Here is a 16,344-nt window from a genome sequence, read left to right on the forward strand (position 1 = left end):
AGGCCGCAAAGAGTGATATATAAAAAATGAGGATCGTTAATGAACGGGTCGCGAAATTTTGGGAATAAGTTGATGAATGGTCAACACACCCTAATATTCATTTAAAAATCCACGTATTCATTAGTTCAATTCAAACAGGGGAGTCAACGCCATGTGTTTGAGTTCCTTTAGCCACAATTCTCTAGGCTTACCCCCTGGAGCAGTAGGTTCAAACCAGTTGTTTTTACACCAGAGATAAATATCCAGACTTTTCATTTGGATAAATCCATTGATATGGTGTAATTCGGGATCGTCAATTGGTAAAACACTGCGGTAACCCTCAAGATACCAATGAAACAGGTGCTGCCATTCCTGAAATGGTTTTTGGCACAGATCTAAAAACGGTTTAGCGATATCGGCCATAAACCAATGATAAACGGGTTCGTCAAAATCAATAAGATGCACTTTCTTTCCATCATACAGTACATTTCCAGGGCGATGATCGCCGTGAGTTAAACCAAAATTATGTGCTGTAGAACTCATCTGTCTAAATTGAGCATCAATGCGGTGATATAACTGCTGCAACCCCTTATCTTCATTGTGTAGATAATTTCCAGTTTCTTGCCACAGATCCTTCCAGGATAAGAATTTGCGGTTTAAAGGGCGATAGGATTGTGCTGCACGGTGTAATTCAGCCAGTGATTTTCCCCATGCAGTATATTTTGATTGGTTCTGATCATTAAAATCGATAATGGTTCCGGGAACTTCCAAACATACATGAGCCAGGAAGGAAAGATCATCTTGTCTTACACGTTCTATAAATTGATCGTTTTTCGATGCAATTACCCGACAAATCGGAGCATTTTCTAGAAACAGATGACGTTGATAATCAATGGCAGAAGCCAGTTCATTCCATGATCTTATTTCGTGATGCGTCATCCTTAAGTAATATCCTTTTCCTTGATCTTCAAAGCGATAAACACAATTAATTTGATTATTAATCAATTGGAGATTTTCGGGAAAATCCACCCATTTTAATGCCGCGGTTAAGGCCGTTTCCCTGGATATTTTCTTTAACGTGTTTTCACATCTCATTATTTATTTCGCTCTTCATGCTCGATTAACCATTTTTTGCGGCTAATTCCACCGCCATAACCGCCAAGTTCGCCATTAAGATTGATGATTCGATGACAAGGTACAATAATGGCAAGTTGATTTGCACCATTTGCATTGGCTACTGCTCTGAAAGCTGAAGGTTTACCGAGTAGCTGTGCCTGTTGTTTATAACTTCTGGTCTCACCATAAGGTATTCCTATTAATTCCTGCCAAACATTCTGTTGAAAGTCACTGCCCATAAGATGTATTGGCGTTAGAAATTGTTTTAATCGGCCAGAAAAATACTCTTTAAGTTCTTTTTCAATTGATGTTATAGGTTCGGATTTTCCAGGAATAATTGCAGCTTTTGTTTTAATTCTCAAGCGTTCCACCTCACGCTCTAAACCTCTTCTATCAACAAATTCCAAAAGATACAGCAGGTGATCATCTGCAACAGCAAGCATTGGTCCAAGAGGAGTATCCAACCAGAATGATTTAAGTATGTTTGGGTGTTTGGCAAAATTACCTGGAGAGGTGCCCATGATTTTAGTAAAAGCATCTCTGAATCCACTACTTGAATCATAACCTGCATCAAGTTGAGCCTCGATGACCTGATCCCCTTCTCTGATGTGTTTCATGGCAATGCCCATTCGTCTTGCCCTGGCATAGGCAACAAAAGTCATACCAAATCGTTTTTTAAATTGTCTGCGCGCTGTTGACGCATCTACTGAAATAGCATCAAAATCGCTGTCCTTCCACCTTTTTTCCGGATTGGCTTCAACAGCTGCCACCAGTTTTTGTACTAACTCTGAAACTTGTTTTGGGTTTGATAGAGGACGACAACGTTTACATGGCCGATAAGACGCGAGCAAAGCATCCTGAGCAGTCTGAAAAAATTCACAATGTTCAAATTTGGGTTTTTTAGCAGGACATGAGGGGCGACAAAAGATGCCAGTAGTTTTTACCCCTACATAAAAAACTCCTTCGTATTCACTGTTTTTTTCGAGTAAAGCCTGATAGTACTCATTGTTCATCGCTGCAGTTAACATGGTAAAATTAAAATCTCATTATAAGGAATCTTACTATTAACTATAGCGAGTTTATAAAAATGAGCGACCGAAATTCAGGCATCGAATTTTTAAAACCAGGTTAGAGCTGGCAATAGAATCAGGCGCTTGCCTGAAGCCCACCCACCTCCGTGTCATCTGATGGTGTTATTTGACGTTTAAACAGCCATGAAGCATAGAGCGCGCAAACACCGCAACTGATTAAACCTATTGGTAGAGCATAGAGATTTTTTGTTAATAGATAACCTACAGCCATGGATAGAATAGAGGAGCCAAAAAGGCGAACAGTGCTTATAAAGGCAGTAGCCATTCCAGCATTATCTTTAAAATCAGAGAGGGCCATGGACATCGTTGGAGCAGCGCTTACGCTGATCCCTAAATTACAGATTAAAGCAAAAGATAAAGCGATGAGGCTAAAACCATACAATTCTGTACTCAATAACATGGCCATTCCACCCAGAATAATTAACCAACTTCCCATGAAAATGGTCGATGTCATGCTGAAGCGCTTTCTTAACCATATTCCTAGATAATTTCCAATGATTATATTTAATCCATTAAAGATAAAGATAATACCAAATGCTAAAGGAGAAAATCCAAGAACATCAATAATCAGATAGGATGAATTAATAACAGTAAGCATCACGGCCGTAAAACTGAACATCATAATAAACGAAGCAGACCATAAGGACAATTTGGGTAAGATTGCCTTGTAGGAGTTGAGCAGATTGTTTATTTTAAATGAGGTTTTTGGCGGACTCCAGAACGGTGATTCAACCAATATCCTGCGTGATTGGATGTAGAGAATCAGAGCCATTCCTGCCATAACTATGAAATTAAATTGCCATCCCAACCAGGTGAAAATAAGAGAACCCAGAACTGGGGCAAAAATGGGTGAAGCAGATACTATCATGGAGATATAGGAAAGTACCTTCGCTCGCTCAACTTCATCCTCAAAGTCACGCGATGTTGAAAAAGCGATTAAATTGGAACAGCATAAGGCAAAACCCTGTATGGCTCGTCCCAAGATCAAAACCGTTATATTTGGAGCAAAGGCACAGAGTACACTGCCGATCAAAGCAAGTAACAGGCTTCCCGGCAGGAGAACACGTCGTCCAAAATGATCAATAAGTGGTCCCCAAAAGAGATGAGTCACACCAAAAACAAACAGATAAACGCTTAAAGTCAGTTGGCTCAGGCTATGAGTGGTTTCAAATAGATTAGTAATGTAAGGAAGCGATGGTTGGTATAAATCAAACGTTACCAAAGAAAAAGCTGAGAGAAGACCAAGAAAGAGAATAGAGTTACGTGATTTAGCCATGATGCTCATCAAATATAAAGAGGGGGGGATTCTATCAAGGATTGTTCTATTTTTGAATCATTTGCAAGACGTTTGTTAACTAATTCCACTAAAACATGATGGTTTTTTTAGTGTACCTTTTGCTGGGAGTATCATTTGCACCATACCGCATTCATCCGTCCTATAAAATGGAATGATCAAGTTATTCATATTTTCCACTGTTTTATTGTGAGGAAAATGGAAACGATTATCGAATCCTAGGGAAGCAATGGCATATTTCGGAGCTGTTTCCAATAAAAATCGATAGGAGGACGAGGTTTTACTGCCATGATGGGGAACAATTAAAACATCCGAGGCAAGTTGATCGCCATAAGTTCGTACCAGATAATCTTCTCCTGTTTTTTCTATATCTCCTGTTAATAAAATGCTGCTGATTGAGTTACTTACCTGTAAAATGCACGAGTTATTATTTGTATCTTTAGAATTAATATGAATAGGAAAAAAACGAAAGTGCACTCCATTCCACTTCCATTCCGGATAATTATGGCAATTGAAACCTCGATGATAGAACTGAGGAGTATTAACAATTAATTGATCGACTTTGATTTCAGCTTCAATTGATTTAAGTCCTCCCCGATGATCTTTATCCGGATGACTGATTACTATTTTGTCTATTTTTTTAATCCCAAGATCGGTTAAGTAGGGAAGAACAACCATTTTACCCAAGTCACTTCCCTGGAACCATTGATCGCCAGTATCATAAAGTAAAACATGATCCCGGGTGTGTATGGATACAGCCAATCCCTGGCCAACATCAAGCACCCGAATTATAGCCTCCCCCTGTTTTATTACCTCTTTATAGGGAAAGAAGGGAATCAGGAACCATATAATGGCCAGATATTTAAAGGGTTTTACAGGAAGTACTGTCCATACCAATAAAGCTGCCATTATAGAAAGTACAGAGACTATGGAGTTCAGTGACCAGAGGATATTGATACCAGCCAGATGCTCCGTCCAGATCAACATTTTAAACAGTAGTGAAACTAGCCATGACAGGGGATGCATTAATAGAACGGACCAACTAAAAGAACTGATTGCCAGAGTTATTAATGCTAAAGGAACGATAAGAAATCCTACCAGGGGAATTGCGACTAAATTCGCGATAAATCCATTTATTGAACCATAGGAATACCAATACAGGGTCAATGGCATCAAACCGATTAAACAGCTTAATTGTAATGCCAGATTACCTTTAACTCCTCTCAGCCCCCAGCGTTGCTGGGTGAGCAGTAGGCAGACAACTGCGAGAAAAGAAAAGTAGAATCCTTGCATAAATACTGCGTGCGGCTCAAGACATAATACGCCAAAAAGAGCATAACGCCATACTTGCCAGATGGTATACCGTTGTACACCAAGGCAGCACAAGGTATAAAAAAAACACCCGATCAGCGCTCTTTGAACTGGTGGTTCAAAACCCGCCATAAATGAATAGAGTAAAGCTATTCCAAATCCACCAATACTGGCAATGGAGATGGCCGGAGCTAATAAACAACAGCGGACACTTCGAGACCACAACCAGCGCAAAATTAAAAAAACAAATCCGGATATCAAGGCAATATGTTCTCCTGAAATACCAAATAAATGCGTGGTACCAGTGCGTCTGAACAGTTCCCAATCTTCCTGGTTGATGTGTGTCGTTACATTTAAAGTAAGGGCTTCCAATATTCCAGCCGTTCTTTCATCGGGAGCACGTCGTGTTAACGCGGCCCCCAGCCGTTCACGAAGTTGCAACCAGTTTACCGTGGAGTTCTCATTGATTAATTGGTTACCCCCTGATCGTATATAGCCAGTCCAGAATATATGACGCGCAGAAAGGGTTCTAACGTAATTGGAACTTCCAGGATTCAGGAAATTTCGCGGCTTTTTTAATTTGACTGATAATTGCCAAAGTTGTCCAGCATGTACTATCGGAGCTTTGTTATACCAGGTTAATTGAATAAGACCCTGTGCCGGATGATTATTCAAGCGTTCAATTTTAAAATTGAATTTTGTTTTATCAGAGCTGGTCACTGGAATTGAAGCAACGGTTCCTACGATTACCGCATCAGGTAGTACCGCCTTATCAGGCATCCCATGCGGCGCAGTCATCCATTGATGAGTCCAGGCAAGAGTTATTCCCATTAAAAAAAAGACAGGAATGGGGTAGCGTGGTGTTATATAAAAGAGTATCAGCGTTATGGCAGGTAAGAAATGATTAAAGGTATACAGATAGAGTATACCCATGTAAAAGCAAAAAATTTCCATTGATTTCAGTGTTGGACTTTCCGTTGGGAGGTAAATGTAATAGATGTACTGCACTGAAGTAAAGCTTGACTTACGAAAAACACCCAATCTTTACGTTAAACGGAATTTTTAATTCGTTCATTTAATGTGTGTTGACAATTCCGATTTCCACGTCCCGCGACTTGTTCGCGGGATCCATTTCGAACTTGATGAACACATAATGTTCGTTAATGATACTGCATTCCTGGATCCCGCGAACAAGTCCTGAGAGATGGTCACAAAATTTAAATGTAAGATCATGTTTTTAAATAACAAATGCTAAAGTACCTACGTACCGCGCTTTATGCGCGGTATCCAGAGATGCTTAATCAATGCATTAAAGCTCAAATTAAAATGTGACATGGCACTGGATACCGCGCATAAAGCGCGGTACGTAGGCGGTTTTGGCCTGGTTAAATTTTGTGAGGATCTCTCAGGAACAAGTCGCGGGACGTTGGGAATAATTTGATGAATTGTCAACACACCCTGGTGTATCTAAACTCCCTCATTTTAATCATATTGAGAGCCGTCATCTCGAACGAAGTGAGAGATCTCCTGAAATCGGCAGGGTGCCAGCTTTTGGAGATCCTTCACTGCGTTCAGGATGATGAAAATTTAACCGTCATCCCGAATGCAATGAGGGATCTCCTGAATGTGGCGCTGTATCTGCATTTGGGGGTCACTGCGTTAGGATGACGAAAATTTAACCGTCATCCCGAATGCAATGAGGGATCTCCTGAATGTGGCGCTGTGTCTGCATTTGGAGGTCATTGCGTTCAGGATGACATATGCTTCTGAGGTAATTGAGAAGTTACACAAACTCCTTTTATCTTGTTCTAATGAGCCACGGCTAAGGATTCCAACATTCGGTTTGAGCTGTTGCCGTAGAATCAACAGCAGCTTTCACGTTAGCCTGATTTACACTCATACTGGCGCATTTCGTATCATCTGCCTGGCTGCCTAGTGGCGTTGCCGTCAGGGTGTAAGTTGTAGCGGTGAGGTTTGAAACGTTTATCGTATAAAATCCTTCAGGAGTTGTTTGAGGAAACGCCGGTAATGCGCCGCAGGCCGCAACATAAGAAAAATTTTGAGAATAACATCGTTCGAAAATAATTTGATCCTGGGTAAGTATCGCCTGAGCATCTGCCCGTCTGGATTTTTGGATAAACTGCAAATAGGAAGGGTAGGCAAATGCGACCAGGATTCCAATGATAACGAGCGTAACCAGGAGTTCGATTAAAGTAAATCCCTTCATACTTCGTACGATTTTATTGATTAATTTATTATCCTTATTCATTATTTATCCCTTATTGAAGTTGCCACCATCCGATTTTCCTTGGAGTATTATTAGGGTTGATAATTGAAGTTTGCACCCCATTCGATTGAGTAATCAATATAACGATGTGGTTGTCCTTGTTGGGTCCTAAAACTGTTGGGGAGTTTGCATAACTATCCGACAATGTAATACCAACAGGATAGGATCCATTATATTGATCCTGAGCAGTAAAACCACCATCTCCATTAATATCAATTTGCGCACGGAGGAATGATCCGCCTGTAAGGTAATTCAGTTCCAGTAACATTGAGGAAAAACCAACTCCACAGGCCGTCAATGGAGGTGTATTTAGAGTAGCAATGAACGTACCATTAATTAATTCCGGGTTCGTTATTATACGTTGACCAGGAACGGCAAGATCAGCGAACCAACCCAGTTTATTATTCCAGTTAATAGTATTGGCGGTCACCGTTAGTATGGATGCGGATAACCCGGAAGTACCTGGAGCAATCAGACTCAGAGTTTGCTGTTGAAGATCAGTACGAGCGTATGTAACCGTAGTTAATGGTTTATCCCATACTCCATAGACAGTTTGAGTTTGAGTGTTGAGAAGATCACTGGATGCGATTAATTGTCCCGTTCCAAACAAAATGAATAATCCCTGTTTTCTGGGATAATTGGGGTTCAATGTGACTATTGGAGCTGTTGTAATGGGCTGTGCTATGCCGCTCGAGTCGCGTGCCTGGAATAATAAACGAACGGTCCAATTGGCAGGATCAGCGTCACTTACATTGACAGCCCAAAGATTTCCCTGGAGATCTCCTGCATAAACCACAGTAATCGGCTGTCCTTGCAAGCCATCTTTATGCGCCAGGGCGACTGATGATAAACCCTGAGGTAACGTCGAGTCACAAGCGCCCGATACAGCAGCACACAGATCAATTTTTTTAATGAGCGCTCCTGTTTGAGGATTGACCGCATAGAGTATTGAGGAATTTATTGTGCTGTTGTATCCATTGCCAAAAAATACAGCAAAAGTGAGTGGTGTTGACGTTGACGTCCCAATCTGACCAATTTGTGGTCTACTGTAGCTTAAACCCATATCCGTATCAGTAAACTCCCAAAGTACTGAATTGGCTACATCATCTTCTGAAGTTATAGCGGATGGATCGGTAATATCTAAAGCATAAATGCTATTACCTCCAGCGTTTTCACCACCAACCAGTATGGTATGCCAAGTGCTGTCTGAAAATTGCACATCGCCGTTTTGTGGTGAACCATTGACATAGAATTGATGACTCTGGTTATAAAGCGGGGCAGTCAGTTTGTGCAGATTATCAAATACTGAATTGGGTATAAATGAAAAGAGTTCCTCACCATTAGTCGCATTAATTGCATGCACCATCCCATCATTTGCTCCTACATAAAGCATGGGTTGACGGTTGAGCTTTGCCTTGGCGAAAGTGACATAGCCTGGATCTAAATAAGGAGCTTCTGGAGCACCAACATAGATAACCTGACTGTCAACAATATCACCCAATATGTGAGAGCGATTTCTGAAGGTACCTCCATTTCTTTTTTCGAGAGCGGTATTACCACGAAGATACTCTAAGCGATTTTGCCCTAAAAGATCGGATGGTTGGAGTTGGGCTTTTTGGGTGGTGTTAAGGCTTGCCCAGCGAAAAGGGATTCCGCTTAATGCCACAGGATCCCAGGTGGCGACAAAACGACTGCTTGACCATCCAGTACCTGCAACTAAATTATCCAGCTGAGTTTGAGCGGACCAGTTAATGGTAGTAGTAGGAGCACCGGTATCGGGATCCAGTTGTATCGCAACTAAATTACCAGTCCAATCCAGGTAGGGCAGATCACTGGAGACAAAGTTGGCTTGATATTCTACTGTCTCACCGTTTAGATGAGTCGAACTGACCGCAGCTGCTGAAGTGGTGAAGGTTCCATTTTGTATGGCCACCATAATTGTATTCAGGCTGTCTACCAAGGTGTTAGGATCTGTAGCAGGGTAGTAATTCTCTGTACCCCCTGCTACCGCCATAGCAGTCAGTGTTGAAGCTGCTGATGGATTAATGGCTGGATTGACCCCTGCGCCCAAACCGATTACGTAAGTGAGTATTCCATTGCTTTTCAAGGTCTTTATGGTATTAATGGCATCAGTCAGAGCCTGATTATTCGTCGTGTTTAAGGAACCATTGGCGTTAAACGTAGCTGTTACACCATAACCAGTCGCCGCAGCACTACCTAACGGTGGCCAAAGTTTTCCACTGAGGTCCATGGTGGGTAGCCCATCAGAAATTAATATGACGAATTTTTGTTGCGGACAGCCATTCCCACTCGTTGTACCAAGAGCACTAAGGTAACTATTGGCCTTGGACAGCAATCCTGCAATAGGGGATTGTAATGCAGAAGCCTTGATTTCAGTTGTTGATGTCGAGTTGGTTTCAGGTTTTAAATACGGTAAAAAAGCATTGAGCGCATTAGTGACAGTGGTTGTTGTAGGTACGGTACCTGCTGAAGTCATTTGGACTAGTACAGTACCGGTTGATGCCGATTGATTGCCATAGTAACCAAATCCTCGTCTGGCGTAGATTACTTGTTTTGAGTAAGGCACAAATCCTGCATTCGTAGGGCCAGTAGCAAAGCTTCCAATATTAGGTAACGACTTGGAGTAACTAAGTAATACGCTTCCTGAATTATAATTACTTAAGGAAAAATTGGGTGGAAACGGAGTGGCAGGGGTAGGTCCGGTATAAGTTAGAAACACTCCGGCCAGTGAGCCAGAGGAGTAGAGGACGTCGCTGATCTCGGGATCGTCACTTGACGCCCCTATTTTCATGTATTGGCTCGAAGAGACGACGGTTCCGCCATAAAAACCGGCTATGGAGCTGCAATTGCTTGATACTGTTGATGATGCGGAGCCGTAATTATAACAAGGATTAATGACGTATCGACTTCCAGCTACCTGGGTATTGGTGAAGCTGAAATTATTGTCTCCTTGAGACATATAATAGACCCAGGTGTTATACGATTGTACACTGCTGGTACTGTAGGTTGCCAAAGCAAAATCTGTAGTCGGTATGTAATTTTCGAGAATTGCCTGCACACCTTGTTTTGCGACATTTAATCGACTTGGGCTGTTATCAATAAGAACGCCACTTTGCGATACTGTATAAGGTGCTTGACCAGTACCATCTGCTCCCTGTATCGGAGGGGTAAAACCTGTAGGTACCAGGTATTTCAATGGTGAGCTTGAGCTGCTCAGTGAGCTTAAACTGGATGCCAGGGAGCCTGAGCCTGTCATAATGGCTCCACTTAAATTTCCATCCATCGATTCAGAATTTCCTATAGCAATAAATACTTGAGGATGAATTGGACTGGCCATGATTATTGGGATGTTGGGAATGTTTAAAGTGGAGGCAGCATGAGCAGCGTTAAAAAAGGATGCTACGGCACATAAGAGCAACGTCAATAGTGCCTCAGAGACCCTGTTAATTATTTTGTAGTTTCCCTTTCTGTAGTGAAGCGTGTCTATTAGCCTGTCCATGATCATAACCTATTGTTGAAGTTGTATCGTACTTTGTATTAGTACGGAAGAGGTTCCGTTTGATCCAACCGAACGTGCAGTAATTCGATAAACATGGGTAGGCGATTTCATGTTTTGTCCGGGTTGGATGACGGAAGGAAGTTGTTCAATGATATAACTGGATTGTGTACCTGAACCCCCTTGGAAACTATTAATTACAGCTGAACTACTTGACCAGTTTACAGTTTTCCAAATCGGAGCTGTACTTGAGTCAAATAAATACAGTCCATTGGTATTATTAAGAAAACTTTGAGTGGTGTAGGTCGCGTTGATAATCTTGTTCACTGCTTCATTCAGAGCTCCTTCAGTTTTTTCAAAACTGATTTCTGAATCAGTGGCATTTGTTGCTACACGGGTTTGTGTCGTATTATGTGATGATTGAGTCAAAGCCATCATAGTGAGCATGCTCATTAACACAAGAGTAGTAATCAGGATGTACCCTTTTTGTTTTAATTGAGTTAGTGAGGATAAAGTAGTCATAATATGGCATTCCTCAAATTAATCGTCATTTCAAATACATGACGAAGACGATTGTCAGCGGGTACTGTTACTACTGTGTCCAGGACCGTATATTGGTTGGTAGTCAAAGTACCTGATCCGATTTTTCCTTCTATTAAAAATCCCATTCGTACAGAATATACTTGAGTCCAGTCTGTTACCGCGTTCGCTGTGACGTATCGGTTTACCACGCCATTCGAACCAATACCGTATTGTACTTTCATTATGTTGATGCCAGGCACAAGCGGTTCAATGGTCCAACTGCTTCCAATTAATCGGGCACGCATCAAGGCACTTTGACCTCCCTCGCCCTGACCGACAAAAAAAGCAGTTTGTTGCATTTGTACGAATTGCGCTCCAGCTTGAAAATTTACTGGAAAGCTGCTTGATATATTTTCCAGAACACCAGTACCTGCATCATGAGTAATTGTTGTTCCTGCGACACCTGTAATTTTAAATAGTACTGATTTAATACAATCTGAGACTGCCCCGAATTGTCCGCTGGATAGATTGGTACCACTTACACTTTGTACCGTCAGAGAGCTGCTTCCTGAATCTATAGTTGTTACTCCCAAAGGGATTGTATTGGGAGCTGATCCGAGGATAATCAGAACATCATTACCTTGTTGAACATTTCCTACCAGGGAAGCGACCAGTGCGGGACTCCAATTATTGGCATTACTGCTGTTGGCAGGGTTTGCCTGGGTAATGGTAAAACTTGTGGTACTGCCATTATAGCCTGTCAGCATCGCAGGGCTGTTATTAATTGAGCCCAATGGAGAAGGACCACCGGCGTTTAAATTCGAGACAGCCGATGTCACGTTACCACAACCTGTAAAACCGGCTGATCGAATGACCGGAGCGACTAAATTGGTAATTGCATTTTCTGTACTTTGCACGAGATCCTGAGAGTTAGATGCTTTATAAAGTTGACTTTGTGCCAGATAAATTTCCAGGACCGCATAACTCAACAAGAGCCCAATAACACTTGCTACCATTAGCTCAATTAATGAAAAACCATTTTGATGTGCTGAATACGTTTTCATATTTGGCTCTGTATACTTAATTGCACGTAGTTAGGATTAGCAGAGGCGGCACTGCTTGCTCCTAACTGATTTTGTGCCTGGCTATCATCCCATTGCACCGTCACTGTAATCACTGTATTTCCTGCAACACCTGAAAGTGCCGAAGTGATTGATCCGCTACCACTGGGTAATTTGGAAACGTCTTTCGTTAGCCAATACCATGTATCATAAGTGGCCATTTGTGTTGGTGTACACGTTGCGGAATTACACATCACTGAAGGAGTAGAAACTGATGTTGGCAAACCATTAGATCCAATGTTACTTATATTATAATTTCCATCGATTGCTGCTTGAGAATTAGCACGGATTCTATCAAAAATATCGTATACTGATTGAACCGCCTGGAGTTTTGCATAGCTTGAGTTATTGGCTTTATTGGATAGCATCAACATACTAGCTATTCCAAGTAATCCAATAGCAAATAAGACAACCGAAACCAGGACTTCCAATAAGGTCATCCCTTTTTGTCGTGAATTTGTCCTCAATCCAGCATACATAATGAAATCTCCATTAAGGACAGGTTAGGGAACCGTTATTCCAGACAGCTTGTCCGGGAGTTGTTCCTGTTTGTACATAGCCCGTAGCAAGAACTTCAACAGAATGGGCAAAAGTTCCGCCTCTGTTGTCACATAAAGTGAAATTACTCTGTGTAGTGGATAGCCCATATCGGTCAAAAAGCACTTCAGTAGTATTTCCTGTCAGGGTTGGATCTACATTAGTGCTCTGCTGACTTTTAAGAAGGGTGGCTGCCCCAGAAGTCGGTTGAGTCACGATTATCCAACCTGAACTCCAATCTGCACCGCAGGTTGTTGAACCAGGACTACCCAGGGGACAGACTTTTATGGTCATTGCCTGATTTAATGCGGTACTGCGCGCATAATTGAGCGCATTTACTAATGAGTCGGTATTTGAGGCGAGACGATTGTTTAACACCATGGTTCTGAATGCCGGTATTGCCACCATTAAAAGGATGGACAGTACACAGAGGGTCACTAAAAGTTCAACCAGGGTAAATGCAGCAAGGCAGGATCTGCTCTTGCTTCGCTTAATTGGTGTCCTATATTTTTTTTTATAGGACTGCAATTCAGTTTGAATAGACAAAGGAACAGTGCTAACGCTAAATAATAGAACATTATTTGCATTATTTATTACCATAGTATGTGATCCACCTAACATCCTGTCCAATGTATGTTCCTTTTATTGCCATGAAATTACTGCTCTATTAATTATAGTCTATTTATTGATCTATTATCGTGATGGGGCATTAGACGAGTTGTCAATAAGTAGATGCGTCATCCCGAGAAAAGCGAGGGATCTCCTGATTGAGCACAATGTCATATTAGGTAGATCCCTTGCTTTGCTCGGGATGACGGAGTTGTGATAATTGATGACTGAATTGTGGTAAGGGGAATAGATGTACTGTCATTAATTAAGGATTTCACCTCGATCCGTTCAGTCTGAGGTGAGACGGTAGCCTCGTCTCGAAGCCTTGGTACGTAGGCTTCGAGATGGCGTAAACGCTGAATGGATTAAGTGTATTTTTGATCAATCTCTCACTTAATGACGATATTTCCCGCACGGTGTTTTAAAAATGGTAAAAATTATTTCCCAGCTCGTTTAGCAAAAGGCTTCCGCTCTGTATTTTTAACCGACTGAGGAGATTTCTTTTTAAACGGAACATTTCTTTTGGGTTGAACAGGCGCAGACGTATTGGGCAGGTTATGCGTGGGTTCAAAATCATCTATTTCAATTCGTTCCAGTTTACGTTTGATTAATTTTTCAATTGCATTCAATTGACCGACTTCATCCGCACTAACCAGTGAGACGGCCAGTCCCGATGCGCCTGCTCGTCCAGTTCTGCCAATCCGGTGAACATAATCTTCTGCAACTTGAGGGAGATCAAAGTTAACAACACAAGGCAATTGATCAATATCAATACCACGAGCAGCAATGTCTGTAGCCACCAGGATATGCAGTTCGCCTGATTTGAAGTCGGCTAAAGCTTTTGTACGTTGCGATTGTGATTTATTGCCGTGTATGGCTGCGGCATAGATATTATCGTCGGCCAGTTGCTTAACCAGTTTATTCGCACCGTGTTTGGTACGTGCAAATACCAGAGTTTGTCCCCATTTATTGGTATGAATAAGATGGCTTAGTAAAGCGGATTTACGGCCTTTATCTACAGGATGGACTCTTTGTTTAATTGCAACAACGGTTGTATTACGAGGGGCCACATCAATTTCAACCGGCTGATTAAGTATTCCTTTAACCAAGGTGCGTATTTCTTCAGAAAACGTAGCTGAAAACATCAGGTTTTGTCTGTTTCTTGGGAGCAGCTTAATAATTCGTTTGATGTCATGAATGAAGCCCATGTCCAACATACGATCTGCTTCATCCAATACCAGAGTATCTACTTCATCTAATTGAATCGCTCTTTGCTGATGCAAATCCAGCAACCGTCCAGGGGTTGCGACCAGAAGTTCAACTCCAGAGCGTAATTTCATCATTTGGGGGTTTATTTTTACTCCTCCAAATACTACCGCAGAACGAAGTGTCAGGTGACGTCCGTATTGGATGATGCTTTCATGTACTTGTGCTGCCAGTTCTCGGGTAGGGGTTACTATTAATACACGGGTACGATTATTTTTAGCGCGTGGTTTATCACTTAGTTTTTGTAGAATGGGTAAAACAAAACTGGCCGTTTTGCCAGTCCCTGTTTGTGCTGAAGCCAGGACATCACTTCCACGCAATACCGCAGGAATGGCTTGAGCCTGAATAGGTGAGGGTTGGGTATAGCCGGATTCTTCTACGGCTTTGAGTATTGGTTCTATTAAACCCAATGATGAAAAACTCATGTTGTTTCCTTAAATGTGCAGGGTAGTCCGGGCTAATGTTTGAGATACCCAGATTCTTTTGACTATTTTTGGTGCAATTATATCATGAATTTTGCTTGATAAGTCGTATTAGTGGAAATTAATTAGGGTCTGTTGACAATTCATTTTGTTAATTCACCGTAAAGGCCACGTACCGCGGCTAGTCCGCGGTATCCAGAGATCTGCTGGATGGCGCGGATAAGCCCTGAACGATCCTCACTTTTTTATACCTCATTCCCGCGAAGGCGGGAATCCATGCATCACATTAGCACCTGATTGTGTTTGATTAATGGATCCCCGCCTTCGCGAGGATGATGTATAAAAGTGATGATTGTAAAAAAATTATGGGAAGATGGCCGGAGTTTATGAGCAATCAATCCCAGTCGACAAAAGATTCAATTTCTGTATCTGGAACAGCAGGGGGATTCACTTTATTTTTGGCAAATAATTTGGGTTTAAAGTTGATTTTAGAACAGTGTGCTGATTCTTTAAATGTCTTAAGGGCATCTTCCAGATTGACAAAGGTATAACCCTTTTCCTTATATAAATTAATAATATCAGGCAAAACGTAGGCATTCAGTAAATTGGCATGAATTAACAGAATTTGCGCTTGATCAGGATTATGATGATATTCAGTATGTTCTTCTGCTTTTACAGTCTGTTGCCAGATAAAATCAAGGTAAAAAGGCTTCATTTCACTTAGATAATCACGTCTATTCAATTCAGGTACTGACAACAAACGTTGATTGAAGACAAAATCTTTACTGTCTATAGTGATGGGCGCAACCTGATAGTTCTTTTTGGCAAGGTAACAAAGAACTTTATTTTTTTTGCTCCCAGAACTCATTGCCAGATAAGGATATCTGAAATATTTAGGCTCAGTCAGAACGGGGGCCAGAATCTTGTCTGCTTCCTTGATTTCTTTAATATATTCTTTTGTTTTAAGTACATTCAGATTGGCATGAGAATAGGTATGATTGCCCAGGCCAAAACCTGAGTCACGAAATTTTTGTAAGACTTCCCAATTATCATTGCGAACTTCTTTAGCGATGATAAAACCGGTAGCAGGAATTTGTTGTACTTTCATTGTATTCATCATCATATTTAAATGAAAATTTCTGTATTCGCCTACAAAGGGTAGATCATCAATTGTAATGGCGATCTCTTTTTTGTGAGCAAAAGACATTGGTGATGCAATGATTAAAAGCATGAAGCAAAGAAACATGGAATTGGTAATTGATTTGATATTCA

Annotated in this window: 12 protein-coding genes; all 12 read right to left on the bottom strand. The window is 41.4% G+C overall.

What is annotated here, in order from left to right:
* Positions 1-120: 120 nt before the first annotated feature.
* On the bottom strand, positions 121-1,074 hold the full coding sequence (locus tag Lqua_RS13150; RefSeq protein WP_058474748.1) for a phosphotransferase enzyme family protein: 954 nt from the start codon (positions 1,072-1,074) through the stop codon (positions 121-123).
* Complete coding sequence (locus Lqua_RS13155; RefSeq protein WP_058474749.1) at positions 1,074-2,123, bottom strand: bifunctional transcriptional activator/DNA repair enzyme AdaA; 1,050 nt, start codon at positions 2,121-2,123, stop codon at positions 1,074-1,076. The genes Lqua_RS13150 and Lqua_RS13155 overlap by 1 nt, the downstream gene beginning before the upstream one ends.
* Before the next feature lie 118 nt (positions 2,124-2,241).
* Positions 2,242-3,462: an MFS transporter gene (locus Lqua_RS13160; RefSeq protein ID WP_058474750.1), complete on the bottom strand. Its 1,221-nt coding sequence runs from the start codon at positions 3,460-3,462 to the stop codon at positions 2,242-2,244.
* 75 nt (positions 3,463-3,537) lie between these two features.
* The gene (locus Lqua_RS13165) at positions 3,538-5,745 is read right to left on the bottom strand and encodes a DNA internalization-related competence protein ComEC/Rec2 (RefSeq protein WP_058474751.1); all 2,208 of its coding nucleotides are present in this window, start codon (positions 5,743-5,745) and stop codon (positions 3,538-3,540) included.
* A gap of 868 nt (positions 5,746-6,613) precedes the next feature.
* Positions 6,614-7,060 carry a type IV pilin protein gene (locus tag Lqua_RS13170; protein WP_115148675.1) on the bottom strand — a complete coding sequence of 149 codons (447 nt, stop codon included), beginning with the start codon at positions 7,058-7,060 and terminating at the stop codon, positions 6,614-6,616.
* Between the two features lie 10 nt (positions 7,061-7,070).
* Positions 7,071-10,598 carry a pilus assembly protein gene (locus Lqua_RS13175; protein ID WP_058474752.1) on the bottom strand — a complete coding sequence of 1,176 codons (3,528 nt, stop codon included), beginning with the start codon at positions 10,596-10,598 and terminating at the stop codon, positions 7,071-7,073.
* A 9-nt stretch (positions 10,599-10,607) separates the two neighbouring features.
* On the bottom strand, positions 10,608-11,117 hold the full coding sequence (locus Lqua_RS13180) for a pilus assembly PilX family protein (RefSeq protein ID WP_058474753.1): 510 nt from the start codon (positions 11,115-11,117) through the stop codon (positions 10,608-10,610).
* Positions 11,114-12,181, bottom strand: a complete 1,068-nt coding sequence (locus Lqua_RS13185) for a PilW family protein (RefSeq protein ID WP_058474754.1) — start codon at positions 12,179-12,181, stop codon at positions 11,114-11,116. Before Lqua_RS13185 ends, Lqua_RS13180 begins: the two co-directional genes overlap by 4 nt.
* A complete protein-coding gene (pilV, locus tag Lqua_RS13190; RefSeq protein WP_058474755.1) occupies positions 12,178-12,717 on the bottom strand; it encodes a type IV pilus modification protein PilV in 540 nt (179 codons plus the stop codon). The genes Lqua_RS13185 and pilV overlap by 4 nt, the downstream gene beginning before the upstream one ends.
* A 13-nt stretch (positions 12,718-12,730) precedes the next feature.
* Positions 12,731-13,375 (bottom strand): GspH/FimT family pseudopilin, encoded by a 645-nt coding sequence (locus Lqua_RS13195; RefSeq protein WP_083501338.1) that lies wholly within the window; start codon positions 13,373-13,375, stop codon positions 12,731-12,733.
* A 446-nt stretch (positions 13,376-13,821) separates the two neighbouring features.
* A complete protein-coding gene (locus Lqua_RS13200) occupies positions 13,822-15,075 on the bottom strand; it encodes a DEAD/DEAH box helicase (RefSeq protein WP_058474756.1) in 1,254 nt (417 codons plus the stop codon).
* Between the two features lie 391 nt (positions 15,076-15,466).
* Positions 15,467-16,318 carry a polysaccharide deacetylase family protein gene (locus Lqua_RS13205; protein ID WP_420798067.1) on the bottom strand — a complete coding sequence of 284 codons (852 nt, stop codon included), beginning with the start codon at positions 16,316-16,318 and terminating at the stop codon, positions 15,467-15,469.
* Positions 16,319-16,344: the final 26 nt, after the last annotated feature.

This window comes from Legionella quateirensis, assembly GCF_001467955.1.
GTDB lineage: Bacteria > Pseudomonadota > Gammaproteobacteria > Legionellales > Legionellaceae > Legionella > Legionella quateirensis.